Genomic DNA, 19,374 nt, shown 5'->3' on the forward strand with positions numbered 1-19,374 from the left:
GCTGGAAGAGTTGAACCATCTGATTCATTATAATTAATAGACTTGTCTGGTTATAGTGAGCGTTGTCATCACTTCTGTCATATTACAAAATGGATGTTTTTTACATAATACGAGTCTCATATTACGTAAGCCCAATATAAAAACAGGCGAATCATGGTTGAATACACCACAATTCGCCTGTTTTCTTCTGCCTATGGGATTTAATTGTTATCAATAAAAGAAATTAATTGCACGAGATTACCTGCGACTTGGTAAGTTAACCCCAGCATGTAAGTTCCCTTCTCCTCGTTCGATAGGTCTATAGTGAACACATCAGGATTAGCTGCCCATTCATTCATATCAAACATGATTTCTTTAGATGTTCCAGTGTTTCTGACCCCTGCCGAACTAGGGATCACTTTATTGCCATCAAGCCCTTTCACCGGATTGGTCCATTCAACCACAGGTCCCTTTAATCCTCCCACCTCTACCACTTGAGGGTCAGCCAATAAGCTCGTTAGTTTAGTTAACCCTTGTAGTGGGGAGAAATCAGTGATTTCATTTCCAGTAATATCAAGTGTCTCTAGGTTCTTAGCATACTGTAGACCTTCCAAGGATCTAGCTCTTCCGGTCTCGCTCGTTAACGTTGTAAGGTTATACATATCCCCTAGCGTTAGTTCTCCAGTTACGCCTAACGTAGTCTTGATCGAAGCACTTAAATATTTGTCCGCAATGGTAATGACTTGCGTAAGGTCTATTTCGGTCAGACCTTCTATTGCTTGTTGTAACGCTGCTGAGACTGCATCTATTTCACTTTGTGTGACAGAAGGATTAGTCAAAGCCGCTTCTGCACTCGAAAGGCTTGCCGTAAATGCCGCAATACTCTCAGCCGTGAAGCCTTCTAGAGAAATTGCTTTTGCCGCTGCAATGGCTTGCTCCAGATCTCCAGTGAATAGGTGATCTCCATTCGCAAAATGTAGTTTGGTTCCTCCCCATGTAGCATGGTCAGATCCGTTGCCATTTCCGCCGTCTGTAACGACTAATTTCAGCTCTTTAGCTCCGTTAATATCCAATTCGATGAACTTCTGCGGATCTCTGGAGCCCATAACCCCACTATCGAATTTCTTCTCTCCATCGACAAACACTTCAAAGCTCACCGAACCGACCGTACCATACATTTGTCGATCTACACCCACATAGGAAGTGAAGTAGTCCGCGTTCTTATCGCTTAGATCGTATACAATCGTCGAGTTAGAGTGTGCTCCAATCCCTCTCTCGTAGGACACTACTTGATTGCTCTTATCGGTTAATCTCAGCGTATTGGTACTAATAGATTTATCCTTCAAAGGTGCGGTATAGCTGTTCTGAGTAGAATTCCAGTCGTAATCCGTTAGATACGTAAAGTCTGTCATATCGACCACGGCAATGGTTCTAGTCTTTGTCGTCATATTCCCATCACTATCGGTTACAGTGTACGTGATCGGATACTTTCCAGCTCTGTTAAATTTAACTTGATCTTCACCCGTAACCCTTACTTGTGCCGTCAAGTCACCATCTTCTGAATCTGTTGCCGAATAGTCTGCTCCTACTGCTATCGCTTGGCCCACTTTGGTAGATACTGATTTAGCTATGGTAAGCTCCGGGGTACTGTTCAGAATTATAAACTTCGCATCCGCGAAATCACCGTGATCTGATGCATTTCCGTTGCCTGCATTGTCTAATACCAATTTCAATTCACTTACACCCTTCACAGGGATTCGAGCTAGTTTGGCTTCCGTGCCAAATTTCATCAGTCCGCTGTTATACACTTCTACCCCATCGACGAAAATTTTGAAGATCACACTAGAGTTGTTTTGCTCCGGGATATTTCTATCAACCCCTACAAACGTTTCAAAATATTCATAGTTTGCGCCCGCTAGATTATATACAATCTCAGAGTTAGCATGCGTTCCTAAGCCCTTAGCGAACTCTTTGGTTACGCCATTTACAAGTAGTTTAATCGGATTGTTAGAACTTGCCTTATCCTTACGAACAACATTATAATCCGTTCTTGCCGACTGCCAAGCTGTATCACTCAAGTATTTACTAGCGCTATACACAACGATTGTTCTGGTCTGCACAGCTGTATTCCCATCCCGGTCTGTAACTGACAGTTCGACGTTGTAAGTGCCTGTTTTGCTTGAAGTGAAACCATTCGGACTTACCTCAACGGCTCCAATCAAGTTACCATCTTCCTTATCAACGGCTGTAACACCGGTCAAAACATCAAAGTCACTGTTCAGCTCAATAAACGTTGTCTCTTCAGGCACTGTGATAGTAGGCTTGCTTGAAGTATTCGTAAACTTCGCATCCGCCCATACCGTATGATCTGAAGCATTGCCGTCTGTAGCATCTGTGGTAACCAGCTTCACTTCTCGCGCGCCTGTCACAGGTATTTTCACAAATTCATGCTCTGTCCCTGCCCGGAAAACATCGCTCGTGAATTTCTTCTCTCCATCTACATACACTTCAAAGGTTGCAGAGGATGGCTTTCCTTTCATCGCTTGATCGATCCCGATGTAGTTTTCAAAGAAGTCATAACCTTTACCCTCAATATCATAAACAACTTCAGAGTTCGCATGTACACCGATTCCCTTGGTATAGGTCGCAGCTAACCCTTGTCGAACAAGGGTGATGATTCCACCAGAAACGGCTTTGTCTTTCTTTAATTCACCCCAACCAACAACGACTGACTTGGCAGTAAGATCCGAAAGATAAGCATAGTCACTCGTTACCGTAACCAGTGTAGTTTTGGTTTCTGTAACCCCTTCGTTCTTCACTTCATATACCACTTCGTAGTCGCCTTTTTGCGTTACATCAACGGTATTTGCTTTCAGGGTGACATTAGCAGTAATATCGTTCCCTTGGTAGTTAGTCGCTTTTACATAGTTCATCGGATCAAAAGTTTGATTAAGCTTTAACGTAATTTGATCTTCAACAGACAGCGCTGGCTTGAAGGCTTTAACCTGTACCGGCTTCAGTGGGCTCAGCTTCTTATCATAACCAACGATCTTGTACGTATAATTGATGCTGCTATCTACATTCGTGTCCACGAACTGGTCAGTCCCAGTAAACCCTACTAACTTATCGTCTCTATACACCTCATAACCTAAGAAATCTTTCTTAAGATCCTTATCTATACTGAAGCTTAATGTGTTCGATTTAGCAGTAGTGTTAGGCGTGATATTAACCTTTATCGCAACATTCTTATCTGCTATTCCTGTTCCCTCATAATGAACCACTGAATTGTTTAAATACCAGAGCTTTTTCGGTGCTGGGTATTTAGCTAACTTCTCTTTCGTTTCAGGATTCACAGTGAAGCCATGTCTGGCAAAATAGCTACTTAGGTCTAACCCCAGCACTTCAGAGGAGAACTCCACCAAATACTGCTGCTTGGAATTGTCGCCGTTCGGAAGGGAGACCTTCCGCTCGCGGTACAGCTTGGTCAGTTCTGTCCAGTAACCCGGATGCGCTAATTCTAACTGCCAATAGGCACCGAGCTGTGCAAATAAGCCCTGCTGATTCATAACCACTTTATTTTCTTCGATTACATATTTATAAATATCACTTTCAAAAGGAATACGAGTATCCATCGAGTCCGCATAGACTGACATCAGCATAGACACCATATTATTGGTTACTTCACCATATTCTCGTTCACCCATCGCCAAGCGATGCCCTATTTCATGATTCAATCCCCATCCTGGATAGACTTTGTTAAAATCACCTAACATCGTCCCTACGGTCCCAATTTGTATCCCTGTATGATCTCCCGCTGCATACATCGCACCATAAGGCTGCATCAATCGGATGTTCTCACGAATTAGCTTCGCATCATGAATCACACTACTGCCATCCAAGCCATAGAAGTCAAAGATCGTCTTCATCCAAGTATCATAGCCGGTGACGGTACCCAGCGGGTCATTTCCTTGCGTAATAAACTTGTTATAAGCTTCTGTCGCAGTTCCTGTGAAAATAACATGATCGCTGACCATTTCCACCACATCGATGAGCTCGCGATCTTGAACATTTGGATGCGCTGCCTTATCTTCATCTAATTTTTGTTTATAGGTGGTTAAGAAGGCTTTAAATTGTTCAGGATCTGTAGTCCTGGTCATCATAGGGATCTTGGTAAGCCCCTCGAACCGGATCATAGGTGCTTTACCTTGTTCCTCTGCTGTATATGGATTGACGATATACACTGTACCGCCTTTAGTCACTTCATGTGCATAATAACTATTCGTAGCAAATTCAGGAACGGTTATAATATTCTTACCTGGACGCAATTGCACACCTCTAGCCCAAACATTCCAAGCCGCCTCTTGTTGAGAAAAGACTAAAGAAGGTAGTTTATCGCTCGAAGCTGCGTCCACATAAACGTTGATCGTATCTCCAGGCATTGAAACGAGACCTGTAGGCTGGTTGTTCGTACCGAAACCAATTCTCAGGTTTTCCTGCGCATGCTTTTTCATATCTCCACGTTGTTCCGCCTCAATGAGGGTGCCTTCAGTTTGAACTTCACCATTCACTAGCTTCTTAGCTAAATCCAAAGAATCTTTCAGGATTGGATAGAGCGGATGTACTTTTGCCGCTTCTTCTAATTCATTGATTGCTTCGACGCTATTATAAGCAGGAACAACCGCACTCATCGTGCCATCTGTGAAAATACCATTTACAGCTTCGCTTACTTTATCTTCTGTATAAAATCTAAATTCAGCCGCAAAAGGTCTGTTGATATTGGCTTTTGTGAACTTGAATTTCAATCTTTTAAACTTCGTAGGTTCGAATTTAAACTCCAGAAAATCATTCGTACTAGTCGCGGTTCCGCTAGATACGAGTTGGAAGGTCTCTCCCTTACTTGTTTCTGATGCATAAATTTCAAAAGCCTCTGGGAAGCCTTTGCGGTTATCTCTAGCCAGGAAAGCCAATCTATCTAGTACTTTCGCTTGCGCTAATTCAAACACGACTTCATTCGTGAAGCTGTCATCATTGTTTTTGTTCGTTTCCCAGTGTGTATTCGGCTGGTCATCGAGCATGTATTCCGGTTTCGTACCTGGATAGCTCCCACCGTTCACCGTTACTTTTGATACATTAGAGTTGGGCATTCTATAAGCTTCGCTATAGGCATTTTCGTATGCTGTACCATAGCCTTTTAGCTTCGAAACCTTAGCCGCTGTTGCCTCTATTTGATGATTCTCCAGAAGTACTTTTGCATTCTCTATATCTGCTTGAAACTGCGCGTACAGTGGATGTGTCTGTACTTCTTGTTCTAAAGCCGTTAATTTCTCCACCGTATTAAATGCTGTGCTAGCTTGACTCAAGGTATCATCTGTAAATAAATTTTTCATTTTAGCGGATACGGTATCTTCTTTGTAAAAAGAAAACTCAGCTGCACTCGCCCAATCTTGGTTAGCTTTTTTGAAGACAAATTTAAGTCTCTTGAAGGCTGTGGGTGCAAACTGAATCTCTACTACGTCACCTGCTCCGCCTTTATATTCTCCAGAGGATACTAGCGTATAATCGCCTGCATCCGTAGTTGAGCCATAAATATCAAATTCCTGAGCAAACCCCTTCCCCTTTGCACTGGATTGTCTTGCAGCGTATACGATGCTATTTAATTCAGTGGACTCATTGAAAACAAAGACAACCTCATTCGTGAACGTTGAACTGTTCGGTTTGCCCGTTTCCCAATGCGTACTCATATCGCCATCAATAGCCTTAGCTATAGGTGAACCTGAGTAGTTGCCACCGTTATTGGTAATGGATTTAATATTCGCAGGATTCATTCTAAAAACATCATTATAAGCGCTTAGGATAGCCTTGCCGTAGAGATCAAACGGAATAACTGACGCATTGCTGAATAGGTCAGCCTTGCTTTGTACTACAGTGTTCACTACACTTACCTTGCTTACATCACTTGCTAAAGCATAACCTGCCTCACTCGAAAAACTAGCTAACATGGCTGCTGATGTAGCGATCGCAATCATTTTTTTCATTTTTTCTACCCCCCAGATGTAATATGAATCTCTTCCGTGCCTAAAAATAGGCACAAAAAAAACTACCCCAAAAGAGTAGCTTGATTGCGTATAAAGTCGCATAAAAACTAAGACTTAATTTTTATTAAACTTTAACAAAAAGCGTAATACACTCTTTGGCAGCTGGCTGACAATAGTTATGATAACCTTAGTCCCTATAGCTTTGCGTCCCTACATTTCCATAGGTTTGCCTATGAAGTTTCGAATACATTACAAAGAGTAACATAACGCTACATCTGATCGCATGATTAATTGGTATGAAATCCGAATAGGTAATTGCAATTACTTTTTCTATCGTGATAGATATTCTTTATCGAGTATCCCGGAAGAGAGTGAGGACACTTTAGGACTGGAGGTCTACTTAACTCCCCGCACCAAACAAACGCCGGAACCAATTCCACACATCGCCCGTGATGGGAATTAACCCGAAGCCATGCTCGCCAACTGCGATTAGACCATATGCCCATTGGCCAATAGCTACTGCTCCCCCAGCAATCCGTCCTATGGCTACCGCCCCAAATGCCGTATCACCTATGGCGACAGCCCCCAACGCTTTTTCGGCTATCGCGATCGCGCCTACAGCCACTCCTGCAATGGCAATCGCCCCAGCTGCGAAGCCAAGCCAGCTAATGGCTATCGCTCCAAGGGCTAACCACATTCCTAGTGATATTGCACCCACTGATAGAACCCCTACGCTTATCGCACCTATGGAAATCAAGCCTACAGCTACATCTCCAATAGCAATTAATCCAACAGCTGTCTTCACTTGTGGCTTGCTTCCGTGACCATACCCCTGACCTGAGTATCGACCCAAATTGCTGCGAATACTTACCACCGGAAATGATGGAGACGGCCATTGATAATCAATTTCTCGTCCACCTAACCCTCTAGAATCCGCCCAGTGTGTGATGTACTTATGCCATTTCATATCCATCCCGTCCCCCTTCTCAATTACCTTAATTATACAACCCCGGGGGTTGGCTGTACTCAGACTCTGACCTGAAATTCATCTCATCCTCTAGACGGAGTTATACTCATTAGGATCACTGTTTGGGAATAGGATCAGGCTTTCCAAATAAATATCCCTGAAACAACTGATAACCACTCTGCTTAAGCCATTCAAAGTCCTCTCTAAACTCCACACCTTCTGCTAAAGGAACGGATTGGATTTCTAAAGCTTTTTCTAAAAATTGTTTAGCTATTTTCTGTTTGTTCAGATCGCTGGACACACCCTGAACATATTTCATATCCAGCTTCATGTAATGGGGTTTAAGCTCCAATAACATCTCGATCGTGCTGAAGCCCTCGCCAACATCATCTAAAGCGTATTCAAATCCCCGATCCTTGTAATATGTCAAAATAGCTTTCAAATGAGCGAGATCATCCACTTTCTCCGTCTCAACAACTTCAAAAACAAAAAGAGAGGGATCGACGCCTAATTGATTGGCCAGTTCAACGGTTGATCTTAAGCAGAACTCTGGCGCGTAGATCGACGTTGGGATAAAATTAATAAACGTTTTTTTATTTAAGGGTGCAGCATATTTTACAGCAGTCATTCTACATAACCGGTCTAAAGCATATAAACGCCCACGATTCCGTGCCGCCGCAAAAATCTCATTAGGATAGATAAGGGACCCATCTTCTTTTTTAAATCTGGATAGGAGCTCGTATGCAAAAACCTCTTCCCGTATGTTCACAATCGGTTGGAAGTGACAAGTAACTAAGCCCTTAGTTATAACCTCATCAATCCACTCCATATCAAGTACAGTGGGTAATTCGGATAGAGGTCTCCATGTTTGGTCATCTATACGGAATTCAAACTGCTCCGACTCCATATGGTCATTACAGAAATCTAGAAAATCCCGCACCCCAGCCTCCTTAATCGTAATCACATTTTCTTCTACCTTATGTATCGTATTACTTCTACTCAAGTGATGAATAACCTCAGGTAAAATCCTTAGATTAAGCTCACCATGAGCCTTGATTTCAAAATTCAGCTCTCTTACTACACAATGATTACATGCCACATTCATAACCCCTTTAATAATCAATTCTCTGAAAAAGATCCAGGAACTGCTCTTCTCAATCGAAATCCGTATACTCTAGTAAATACGTCGGGTCTAACACGGTGATCTGCTGATGTTGAATATCAATAATCTTTTGCTCTTGCAGATCTTTAAGCACAAGGGTAGCTGTCTCCCTTAGCGTTCCGATCATATCCGCGAACTGCTGATGGGTCAATCGAAGATCAATCCTCTGTTTGCCTTGCTCCTCTACTCCGAATCTTTGGTATAGTCTTCTTAGTGTAAATATCGCACGCGCTCTCGCATCATGAAATTTCATTTCGTGTAATAACCGATTCGATAAAAATAAACGGTCCATTTGCAGCAGCATCAATTGTTCCTTAATCAACGGGTAATCGGCAAGCATCTGCTCAAAAGGCTCACGTTTAATCACAAATAATACAGTATCATTCATAGCCACCGCAGACAGCACTCTTATATTGGAGGGATGGATCACTTCCAGATCGCCAAATAAATCGCCTTTTCCAAAAAGATCTACGGTATGCTCTTTCCCTTTTGTGGTAGCGTACACCCTTATAATCCCCGAATAGATAATGTAGGCATGATCCCCCGGATCTGATTCTGTAAACACTAGAGTCCCCTTGGAATATGCCTTATAAGTGAAAAATCTTGAGACCGCCTTGATCTCCTCCGAGGGTAAACCCTGAAAAAAGCGAATGCCAGTCCAAAAAGAAGCTTCCATCTCATTATTCCTTTCTAAAACATTCCATAGTTTTGTATGCCAACATACTGATAATAAATCATCATCCTGTTATATTCTATCGTAACGATGCCAAAACCAATAACAAAGGAGAACCTTCCATGAGATATAATTTTGACGGAAAAGGACTTACAGAAACGCCAGAGATCGTGTTTGAGAGCAATCCTCTACTAGAACTGAGCATGTACAACAACCATCTTAAAGAAATCCCTGACCAGCTCTTCCTTCATGACGAATTAGAGGTACTTAATTATGCGGTTAATGAAATCGAACAGTTATCCGAGAACATCGGTCGCTTAGTTCACCTAAGAATGTTGGATTTAGGCCATAATCGACTGAAGGCGTTGCCGGAGACAATTGGCAGACTGCAGGGGTTAGATTCTTTTCTATACCTAAGTAATAATCAGTTCGAACAGCTGCCGGAGCAGCTTTGTAATCTCCAGAAACTCAAGTATCTGAACGTAACAGATAATCATCTCAAGCAATTGCCTACCCGTATAGGCGAAATGAGCAGTCTAATTGAACTGCGGCTTTATTATAATCAGCTAGAACGTCTACCTGATTCGATCACACAAATTAAAGGGTTAAGAGAGATTCATCTTTATGGTAATCAACTGGTCGTATTGCCAGAGCATTTGGGTGCTTTAGAAGAACTGCGGATACTCGATATGAGTGATAATCGAATCACTGAACTGCCCTCATCCATCGGTAAACTAAGCAAGTTAAGAAGACTTAACCTTCGAAAAAATAAACTGAATAAGCTACCTGAGGAAATAGGTCAATTAAGCAGCCTTGTTGAACTTGATTTAAGAGATAATAACCTGCAAGAAATCCCGAATTCCCTTTTACAGCTTGAGCGATTAGAGAAACTGGATCTAAGATGGAATCATAGCTTGAAGGGAACAGATATTTTAGAGCAATTAGAGCAAAGAGGATGTATCGTATATAAATAACAAAAAAGCCCCCTGTTAAAGAAGCTTTTCATTCAAATCTATGCTATGCGTGACGCGGTTTCTCCCCTGTTCTTTAGAGGCATAGAGCGCTTGATCAGCTTTTTGCAGAAGGGTGGTTTCTGAATCAGCTGGAATAAATGTAGCTATACCAATACTCACCGTAATCCGGCCCATTTCCCAAGTTGAATACGCGATAGATTGCCGTAAATTCTCAGCTATAGTCTTTGACTCCGAGATGTCTGTATTAGGTAAAAGAAGTATGAATTCCTCACCGCCATATCTAACCGCCATATCCTCTTTACGAGATTGCAGTTTCAAGATACTCGCCATTTTCTCCAGTACATAGTCACCTGTCTGATGCCCATAGGTGTCGTTCACTTTTTTAAAATGATCAATATCTATAATACACAGCGAAAATGCTGCTTGAGCTTGGCCATACCCTGCAATCTGCTCTTCCAGCTTCTCTTGAAGAAACCTTCTATTCTTCAGCCCAGTCAGCTTATCTGTATTAGATAATTCTACCAAAACGGCATTCATCTCCAGCAATTCAGCTTGCTTTTGCTCGATTTCCAGGTGAATTTGTTTGAGCTTTGCCAGCGCCTGATCTTTTTCCCAATAAGCCTCTTCTATTTGCTTCTTCGCAGATCGTAACTCTAGCTCATAATCAATACGTTTGCCCATCTGTACCAGAATACAATCAATGACCTCTACACCTTCACACTCAAGGCGTCTGCCATTTAACAAGTAAGGGACGGATTGTCCCTTGCTGTCCTTCAAATTGATAAATAACTCTTCCACCTGTCCATTCAGATTGATAAAAGGATAGAAGTATGAATGAAAAATAAGCTTGTTTGCCGTAGACATGATAGATTCAAAATGCTTATGCACCAAATCAACCTGCTTATACCCCATACGGTCCAAGAACGTCTGATTTACATCCTTGATTATTCCTTCATGGGTAATAGAAACATAGCCACAAGGCGCATATCTTAATCGGTCATCCATGATCTAAATATCCTTTCAACACAGCATAATCTCATCTAGCTTACGTAAGATATTCATTAATTAAAGTGATGGTCTCCTCAGGATGGCTTATATGCGGGTAATGCCCTTTAGCCTCCATTAACCGGAAGGTGCTATTATTCAAGTGTTTATGTAGATATTCTCCAGCCGCTATAGGTACGATACTGTCATCCGAGCATTGTAGAATAAGTGTAGGGATTGTAGCCTTAGGTAGATCTTCCCTATGATCTGAAAAGAACGTAACTTCTGCAAATTCCCTTGCAATAACAGGATCTGCCGAGATAAAGCTGCGCTCCAGCTCTTTCGTTAACATCGGGTCAGGGTTGTTCATAGCAAGAGGTGCCATAAAGCTAGCCCAGCCAGCAAAATTCATCTCCATCATCTCCAGAAGCTCAGTAATATCGCTCTTCTCGAAGCCTCCGAAATAAGTATCCCCCTCATTTAAATAACATGAAGAAGGACCAATCATAATCATTTTATCAAAATAATCCGGCCGCTCAATCGAAGCAAGCATCCCGATCATGGAACTAATCGAATGACCTATAAAAATAATATCTTTGAGTTCCAACGTTTCGATGACATCCAATACATCCTGTACATAGCCGTGGAGCGTATGATATTTATCTGTTGTATATGCACTTAAATCTGAGTTACCTGAACCTACATAATCAAATAGAACGATTCGATATTTTTTCTCAAAAGAAGGCGTGATAAACTGCCACATGCTCTGGTCACACCCAAATCCATGTGCAAAAAGGATGGTTCTTTCTCCTTCTCCAATCACTTTCACATGATTCCGCGCCCTAACATCGTTCATTTCATATAACTCCCTCTATAGTTAGCATTCTCTCTATTTTGAAGGGTTAACCTGGAAATATCAAGAGCATAAAAAACTCCGCTAGAGTAATCTCTAGCGGAGTTTTTATGATATCTAATTTTAGAATGCTGAAGTCCATCCCGCATCGGCAGCGAGGACTGCTCCGTTTACAAAACTGGAATCATCTGAAGCCAGGAATAACGCAACTTGTGCGATTTCTTCAGGTGAACCTACACGAGGAATTACAGCCTGTGTTAGTTGAGTGCGGCTCATGCCGAACTCATTAATATTTTTCATAGAAGCACTAATGTTAGTGGCAGTAGCTCCTGGTGCGATGGCATTACAACGAATGCCTTTGTTGGCATACATAAAAGCTGTATTTTTCGTCAAGCCTACTACTGCATGTTTGGAGGCAGTATAAGTTGCTCCAGCATGAGCACCACTTACGCCACCGGTAGAAGCGGTATTCACAATAACGCCCTTTCCTTTTTCGAGGAAAATAGGTAGCGCTTTACGTGTGGACCGCATTACACTTTTGGTATTGATGTCAAAGATAAGATCCCATCTCTCATCATTAATATCACCAGCTGGCTCAAAGCCGTCCATAATACCCGCATTATTCACTAGTATATCTAGCGTTCCATATTCATTTACTGCGGTATCAATCATGTTATTGATATCTTCGACTAGAGCAACATTTACTTTCAACGCCTTAGCTACTCCACCATTACTAACGATTCCTGCTGCGACTTGTTCCGCACCTTCGAGGTTAAGATCGGCTACTATTACTTTAGCACCTTCTTTAGCGTACAACTCTGCGATAGATTTCCCCATACCCGAGGCTGCTCCGGTAACAACTGCAACTCTGTCTTGAAGTTTCATGTTGGAAGTCTCCTTTACGTTTATCTATAATGTAAGTATCAATACAAGCAAAAACGCCTTCGGCGTCCTTAATGGGACGGTAAGCGTATATGCGAGAAATATAAGGATAAAGTATAGCGTGAAACTTATACTTCCTTATATTTTATAAAATCTCTAAATCACTTAAAATTTATTCTACTCAAGTTTAATCTTCTGCAATTTAACTATCAATATACAGATGAGACATCAAATGTTCATAAATATATATAACTTGGAATTGTGTTGAAATAGGAATAGAAAATAGACAGTTAGGTGGTCTTCTGTTGCTTAAAAATCGAAGAACGAGTAAATCGAAGAAAGAACTAAAAAATGCATTGATATTACTCATGGAAAAAAAGAATTTCCGCACCATTACGATAACCGATATTGTGACCCTAGCCGATTTAAACCGTGGAACCTTCTATAAGCATTATCAAACCAAAGAAGAACTTCTGAATGAGCTAATTGATGATGTGCTGGAGGATTTAATTAAGGCTTATAAAGATCCCTATCTCCATACCGATAAATTCATGGTGAGTGAGCTTACTACCTCTAGCATCAAAATTTTCGAGCATGTCGTTTCCTACTCTAATTTTTATACCATCATTGTAAATTCCAATGTTCTGCCTGGGTTTCAAAATAAGATTTGTGACATCTTAAAGGAGCTAACCAAGCAGGACTTAGTCGAGGTTAATAATACTAATAACAATATAAATATCGAATTATTTTCTAGCTATACGGCCTATGCTCTATTTGGATTAATCATGGAATGGGTAAAGGGAGGGTTCAAATATACTGCGAACCATATGGCAGAGCAGCTGATTCAAATTCTGTCTTTTAATTCACACAATGTGATCATAAAGACTTCAAATCAACCCATTAAGCAGAATTTAATCTCTATTAAAAGCGACTAATTATCTGTACCACCAAAAAGCCACTCCAATGTGCTGGAGTGGCTTTTATTATGCAATTTATAGATTATGGTCTTCCTTTTCCACCGCCACCGCCGCCACCTGGACCTTGATTGGTGTTCGCGGTGGTTACTCCAGATTCATTCAGCCAAGTTACACTACTTGTGATTTCAAACGCTACTACTTTCGTTCCTCCAGTATATTCGCCATCCGTATACAATCCATTTGCTTCACTGCCAGTCGAGGTACCTCCCGAGTAGAGGGTGTATGATCCACCGTCTTTCAAATCAGGGGAGCTCATCACCAACGACTGATAATCCTTCGATGGAGCAAAGGTTAGGATCGTGTTTCCTTCGCTATCCTCCAGATGGACCAATGTTCCGGCCTTCTGGATCTGAGGAAACGTCATGCTGACTGCATGTTGGCTGGAGGTGTCAGACGTTGCCTGAGCCATACCCGAGCTTCCCGCGGCTATTAGAGTACCGCCACTCTGTTCAAAGCTGCCATCGTAATCGAGAGCACCGTTTCCACCATTAGTAGGTCCATTAACAATTACTGTACCACCTGACATCACGATAGAGCCGTTCGAATCCAATCCGTCACCTGTGGCATCGACTGTTAATGTTCCCCCGCTAATCGTGAGCACATTAGCCGCAGCATCGCTGAATTGATCCTGCTCCTGAGGGCCACCCCCTACAGTCGCTTCATCATTACCTCCTGCAACATTCACTCCATCATCAGAAGCAACCACATGAGCTTCACCACCGGAAATCTCGATGTTTGCTCCTTCAATCCCTTCGTAGCTCTTCGTAATATCAATTTTGCCACCGGATATCGCCACCAAGGCATCCGCATGGATTCCATCGTCGCCAGTTTTGATGTTGAATTCTCCATCGGCTATCGCAACGTTACTGTTGCTGTGCACTGCATCATCAGCAGAATCAATGTTAAATGTTCCGTTGTTTACGCTAATATCTCCTCCAGCCTTCAAGCCTTTAGTACTTGGTATTTCCGATTCTGTTGTTGTTGTCGTTGTTGGTGCTTCCGTTGTTGTTATCTCTGGCTTTGCTTCTGGTTTTGTTGCTGGTGTCGATGTTTCTGATGTTCCCGGTGCTTGGCCACCTGTTCCTTGACCTCGGTCACCTCTCATGCCCATGCCTGCCCCTTGATCACCTGTCTTCACTTCGCCATTCTCGCTGCCTCCGCCTGTAACCACGGTATACGTTCCGCCATCAATTACAAGTGCAGTTTCCGCCTGAATTCCGTCATTGCCAGCCTTAATATCAAATGTTCCTGCTGCTATAGCAAGGAAGCCTTTGTCCGTTTCGGTATCGTTCGTTGATTTCATTCCGTCACCTTCAGCTGTAATGCTGATACTTCCATCCTGCACAGTGACTAGATCTTTACCGACAATCCCGTCATCGGCAGCCTGAATTTCAAGTGTGCCATTCATTATTTTGAGATCGTCCTTGCTTGTAATCCCATCATTATAATTAGCAGAAACGGACAGCTTCCCTGTGCCATTGATTGTTAAGTCTGCTTTACTAAAGATAGCTGCACTAGGCTCATCTGTAGTGTCATCAGCATAGACATAAGTTGCTCCATCCGATACGGAGTTCTCTGTTCCGTCCTCCAAGGTAATGATCACTTTACCTGCTTCTTTAATATCAATTGCAGCACTATCGCTGTTCGTGATGTTCACACCGTTCAGTACCAAATGCACAATACCTTCATCCTGATTATTAACTACAATCTGTCCATCACTCAGCTTACCAGACAGCACATAAGTTCCCGCTGCAGTAATTGTCACTGATCCATCCTTAGACTCAGCCCCGGTGCCGTCAACAAGCGCACTTGTTCCAGCCAAAGCAATTTCCGTCGATTGGTCCGCCGTCCAACTTGTATTAGAATCGTCTTCATCGAACGTTACCAAGTCCGATAGCTTAGCACTTGCAAGTTGCACTCCACTATCAGCTCCACTCTGGCTCGACGTTAATTCACTCGACGTGGTTTCAGACTGTACTGTCTTATTATTATTGCTGCAAGCCGACATGAGTCCCGCACACAGTAACAAGACGCCTATTTTACTGACTGTTATATAATTCTTCATATCTCATCCATCCTTTCGATCATTTTAATAGTCATTTGCAGAGGGAGTCATAGTTAACGAGAGATCTAGATTCCCGTTACGAGTGCGAATCGCATCTAGAAATTCCTTCTGGTTCACAGTCTCACCCAGCGTAACGGCGTAGACGAGTTCATATAAACTACCAAGCTCAGTCGTTCTAATCTTCTTAAGATCATACCCCACATTAAATTTATTGAAAACTTCAGCGAAGGCTTCCTCATACCCCAGACTCTCTGGAATAGTTACCTTGAGTGTCTTTTGCAACGTTGTTTTTACCCCGAAATTAGTCCGATTAAGAATAAACATAAGTGCGCACAAGATAAGAGTGAACAAGACTGCGTATCCGAATGAACCTACCCCGCAGGCCAGTCCTGATGCCATGGTAAACAATACAAATGTGATATCCTTCGGATCACCAGGTGCACTTCTGAACCGAATGATGGAGAATGCTCCGGCAAGACTGAAGGCTCTGGCAACATTACTGCCAATGAGCAGGATGATGATGGCTACAATTACGGGCAGCAGTACCATTGTGAGTGTGAAGCTTTGCGAATAACCGCCGGAATTTGTCTTCATATAGGTGTAGCTAATGATCCCGCCAAGGGCGATAGCTATAACAATAGTTAGGATTGCGTTGGTAAACGTTAGCTCTGTACTCGTTGCTGCGGTAAATAATGAATCAAGCATAAAGAGCACTCCCCCGTTCTGTTTTACTGTTCTTCAGCATTTTTTTATATTCATTACCGTACTTGGAGAAGCTTGTACGGTACATTTGATGCTCTGAGAGCATTTTTGCTAACCAAACCGGAATCGTATTTTCAGCCTTTACTTCCATAAGCCACTGACCTGGCTCTAGTAATGGTTCGCCATAAACGCCATGCTCCATCTTGAGATCGTACCGCCGACTTCGGATATTCGTATCGAACGTGATTCTTAAATCACGATTTTTTTTACAAAACAACGCTTTGCGGTCATAAGACAGATACACCTTTGGCTGCAATTCATACCGCGTTAAAAAGTATTTAATCTCTTCAATCACCTGTTTGTTCATATAATCCTTAAATTCTGGCTCCCTGCCAGTGGCAACAAAAGCATAAGCCTCGTCTAATTTGAGCGACGTTCTTCTTTTATTCACCAGCCCGAACACCTTCTTCTTAATTTCCAGATACACCTTTGTATCTTGATTCGGAACACCGTAAGCTCGCAAACGCAGCTTCTCTTTGTACTTGGGCTTCGCAAGACTATTACGAATCAGGGTATTGTGCGCAGTATCATAATATAAGTTGGTGATGGAATAAAACTCATGCTGCTTGTTGAAATCGTCTAGTTCCATGTATTCGAGTAATTGGTTATAAAATTTATAGTAAGCTTCGTTATCCAGTAAATATTTGTTCTCATAACGGTTGAATACCTCAATCGCCATATGGGATCATCCCTTTCTGTTTATCGTTGTCTCGTGTGCTTATGAATGTATCTTAGATCCTAAACCTTTAATGAATCTTAAATGGTTTTACAAACTACCCCACTACAGGTGTAAATCGTAACTCCGGTGAATGTTGGACTTCCGGCCGCTGTTGTCTGCAAATTTCTTGATTTAAACTGCTGTTCGCAGTGGAAATCCGCAGACAAAGGTGGACGCTATCGCTCCTAAAGTTCCAAAATCCCCCTCCGTTACTTGCCACCTTATTTGTCCGTTTTTAAAACATATCAATGTCTCTCTTCATTAAGGTTCAGTAAAGGTAATACTGATATAATGACCTCAATAACAAATACTCGTTTTATGTAGGGGATGCAAAACCATGAGAATATTAATCGTAGAAGATGAGCTTCATCTCGCTGAAGCCTTAACTCAAATATTAAAAAAACATAATTATTCGGTGGATGCAGTCCATGACGGTAGATCGGGTCTGGATTACGCACTGAGCGGAATTTATGATTTGCTGCTGCTCGACATTATGCTACCTGAGATGGATGGGGTTAGCGTCCTCAAGACGCTGCGCAAGAAAGGGGAATCCACTCCCGTTATCCTGCTTACCGCAAAGGGGGAGATAACAGATATGGTCACTGGACTAGACTATGGGGCTGATGATTATATCGCCAAACCTTTTTCCTCGGAGATCTTACTGGCACGAATAAGGGCTGTACTAAGACGTAAAAACGAGGTTATTCCAGATGATGCTTTAAAGTTCGGGGATATTGAATTGAATACATCGACTCTGAAGCTTACCGTGGGTGGCAAAGAGATCAAGCTGAACCTTAAGGAAAGTGAATTATTGGAGCTTCTGATTCTTAGGAAACAAGCCGTAACCTCCAAGGAACAAATTATTGAGAAGTTATGGGGGTTCGATTCGGAGGCAGAGCACAACAATGTGGAGGTGTACATTTCTTTTTTGAGAAAAAAATTGACCTTCTTAAATTCTACTGTACGCATTAGTACGATTAGAAATGTAGGGTATGTACTAGAGGTGACGGCCTAATGTTCACGAAGCTCAGAAATCGATTTCTTATTGTTAACCTAGTAACTATATCCGTAATAATGCTGGTGGCTTTCATCTCGATTTATGTCATTACGTACCAAGATGTCCAAAACAATATTCAGATGGATCTTCACAGAATTATGGAGAACTACAAGTCTCCCGGCGGTGATACAGGACGAATGGGCTCAACTAAGGGAGGTTCCCAGTTACCCCATGCTGATAATAAACGTATGGATAACGGAACTCCACCTCCGGAACGGTCCGTCTCATTTATGCTGAAGATAGATACAGCGTCGAACCTCATCGGGAAAGATTCCAAATTTACGATGGACGATGAATTTTATGATACGGCTCTGCAAGAGGCTCTAAGTGCTGATAAAGATACCGGAAGGTTCACCTTGGACAGCAGCAAATGGATCTTCAACATCCAGCATACGAATGATGGGGCAATGCTTGTATTTCTGGACATCACTGCCCAGCAGAAAATCCTCACCAATCTAATCTATACCTTCTCTGTAGTTGGCTCGGTGATGCTAATTATCTTATACTTCACAAGCCGTTTTTTCGCTAATCGGTCCATCGCACCGGTGAAGGAGGCTTTTGATAAACAGAAGCAGTTTATTGCCGATGCTTCCCATGAATTGAAGACACCGTTGACCATTATTAACACCAATGCGGATGTTCTTCTCTCCAACAGTGATGATACTATTCACAATCAGTCGAAGTGGCTGCACTATATCAAATCGGAAACAGAGAGAATGACCAGTCTGACCAATGATCTGCTATACCTAACCGAGATGGACGACTCCAGATCGACCATGATCTATTCGAAGTTCAATTTGAGCGAAGCGGTTGAGAATATTATTTTAACAATGGAAGCTATTATCTTCGAGAAACGTATCTCGCTTGAATATGACATTGAGCCTAACCTGACTGTGATGGGGAATAGTGAACAGATTAAACAAGTGATTATGATCCTTTTGGACAACGCTGTAAAATATACGAATTCTAAAGGCTCAGTCACTTTATCCCTTAAAAAACAACATAATGATATGGTGTTATCGGTCACCAATACGGGTGAGGGCATTGCACCGGAGCACTTAGCAAGAATCTTTGACCGATTCTACCGTACGAATGCTTCCCGAGCGCGTAAACAAGGGGGTTATGGCCTGGGGCTGGCGATTGCCAAATCCATCGTTGAACAACATAAAGGAAAAATTTACGCCAAAAGCACGGTGGGCGAATCCACCACCTTTTACGTTCATCTTTCGTAACTAAAAGTAAAAAAAGACTCAATCCCTGTTATCACTAGGATTTGAGTCTTTTTA

The 19,374-nt window shown here is 42.2% G+C and carries 14 protein-coding genes and 1 riboswitch; of the genes, 4 read left to right on the forward strand and 10 right to left on the reverse strand.

Going from position 1 to position 19,374, the window contains the following annotated elements:
• Positions 1 to 200: 200 nt before the first annotated feature.
• From MKX41_RS23850 to MKX41_RS23865, 4 genes are all read right to left on the reverse strand, one after another.
• Complete coding sequence (locus MKX41_RS23850; protein ID WP_340973441.1) at positions 201 to 6,014, reverse strand: NPCBM/NEW2 domain-containing protein; 5,814 nt, start codon at positions 6,012 to 6,014, stop codon at positions 201 to 203.
• Between the two features lie 154 nt (positions 6,015 to 6,168).
• Positions 6,169 to 6,255, reverse strand: a riboswitch (cyclic di-GMP riboswitch).
• Positions 6,256 to 6,414: 159 nt separating this feature from the next.
• Positions 6,415 to 6,987: a hypothetical protein gene (locus MKX41_RS23855; RefSeq protein WP_231573362.1), complete on the reverse strand. Its 573-nt coding sequence runs from the start codon at positions 6,985 to 6,987 to the stop codon at positions 6,415 to 6,417.
• Positions 6,988 to 7,096: 109 nt separating this feature from the next.
• Positions 7,097 to 8,086, reverse strand: a complete 990-nt coding sequence (locus tag MKX41_RS23860) for an EAL domain-containing protein (RefSeq protein ID WP_340973444.1) — start codon at positions 8,084 to 8,086, stop codon at positions 7,097 to 7,099.
• 49 nt (positions 8,087 to 8,135) lie between these two features.
• Positions 8,136 to 8,819, reverse strand: coding sequence for a Crp/Fnr family transcriptional regulator (locus tag MKX41_RS23865; RefSeq protein WP_340973447.1), 684 nt, complete (start codon positions 8,817 to 8,819; stop codon positions 8,136 to 8,138).
• 119 nt (positions 8,820 to 8,938) lie between these two features.
• Between MKX41_RS23865 and MKX41_RS23870 the strand changes: the two genes are divergently transcribed.
• The gene (locus MKX41_RS23870; RefSeq protein ID WP_340973449.1) at positions 8,939 to 9,790 is read left to right on the forward strand and encodes a leucine-rich repeat domain-containing protein; all 852 of its coding nucleotides are present in this window, start codon (positions 8,939 to 8,941) and stop codon (positions 9,788 to 9,790) included.
• A gap of 15 nt (positions 9,791 to 9,805) precedes the next feature.
• Here the strand turns inward: MKX41_RS23870 and MKX41_RS23875 are convergent, their stop codons facing one another.
• The 3 genes from MKX41_RS23875 to MKX41_RS23885 form a co-directional block, all read right to left on the reverse strand.
• The gene (locus MKX41_RS23875) at positions 9,806 to 10,795 is read right to left on the reverse strand and encodes a sensor domain-containing diguanylate cyclase (protein WP_340973451.1); all 990 of its coding nucleotides are present in this window, start codon (positions 10,793 to 10,795) and stop codon (positions 9,806 to 9,808) included.
• 40 nt (positions 10,796 to 10,835) lie between these two features.
• Complete coding sequence (locus tag MKX41_RS23880; protein WP_042192872.1) at positions 10,836 to 11,630, reverse strand: alpha/beta fold hydrolase; 795 nt, start codon at positions 11,628 to 11,630, stop codon at positions 10,836 to 10,838.
• A 120-nt stretch (positions 11,631 to 11,750) separates the two neighbouring features.
• Positions 11,751 to 12,512, reverse strand: a complete 762-nt coding sequence (locus MKX41_RS23885) for an SDR family oxidoreductase (RefSeq protein ID WP_340973452.1) — start codon at positions 12,510 to 12,512, stop codon at positions 11,751 to 11,753.
• Between the two features lie 302 nt (positions 12,513 to 12,814).
• Between MKX41_RS23885 and MKX41_RS23890 the strand changes: the two genes are divergently transcribed.
• Positions 12,815 to 13,444, forward strand: coding sequence for a TetR/AcrR family transcriptional regulator (locus MKX41_RS23890; RefSeq protein WP_340973454.1), 630 nt, complete (start codon positions 12,815 to 12,817; stop codon positions 13,442 to 13,444).
• A 64-nt stretch (positions 13,445 to 13,508) separates the two neighbouring features.
• Here MKX41_RS23890 and MKX41_RS23895 read toward each other — a convergent pair whose 3' ends face one another.
• Genes MKX41_RS23895 through MKX41_RS23905 form a run of 3 tightly spaced genes read right to left on the reverse strand, consistent with a single transcriptional unit; the run spans position 13,509 to position 16,992 of the window.
• A complete protein-coding gene (locus tag MKX41_RS23895) occupies positions 13,509 to 15,551 on the reverse strand; it encodes a carbohydrate-binding domain-containing protein (RefSeq protein WP_340973456.1) in 2,043 nt (680 codons plus the stop codon).
• A gap of 24 nt (positions 15,552 to 15,575) precedes the next feature.
• A complete protein-coding gene (locus tag MKX41_RS23900) occupies positions 15,576 to 16,256 on the reverse strand; it encodes a DUF4956 domain-containing protein (protein ID WP_340973458.1) in 681 nt (226 codons plus the stop codon).
• A complete protein-coding gene (locus MKX41_RS23905; RefSeq protein WP_339244020.1) occupies positions 16,249 to 16,992 on the reverse strand; it encodes a polyphosphate polymerase domain-containing protein in 744 nt (247 codons plus the stop codon). Before MKX41_RS23905 ends, MKX41_RS23900 begins: the two co-directional genes overlap by 8 nt.
• 376 nt (positions 16,993 to 17,368) lie before the next feature.
• On the opposite strand from MKX41_RS23905, the gene MKX41_RS23910 reads away from it, so the two are divergent.
• Positions 17,369 to 18,046, forward strand: a complete 678-nt coding sequence (locus MKX41_RS23910) for a response regulator transcription factor (RefSeq protein WP_339244023.1) — start codon at positions 17,369 to 17,371, stop codon at positions 18,044 to 18,046.
• Positions 18,046 to 19,320, forward strand: a complete 1,275-nt coding sequence (locus tag MKX41_RS23915) for a sensor histidine kinase (RefSeq protein WP_340973460.1) — start codon at positions 18,046 to 18,048, stop codon at positions 19,318 to 19,320. The genes MKX41_RS23910 and MKX41_RS23915 overlap by 1 nt, the downstream gene beginning before the upstream one ends.
• Positions 19,321 to 19,374: the final 54 nt, after the last annotated feature.

The sequence above is a fragment of the Paenibacillus sp. FSL R5-0475 genome, assembly GCF_038004585.1.
Lineage (GTDB): Bacteria > Bacillota > Bacilli > Paenibacillales > Paenibacillaceae > Paenibacillus_AQ.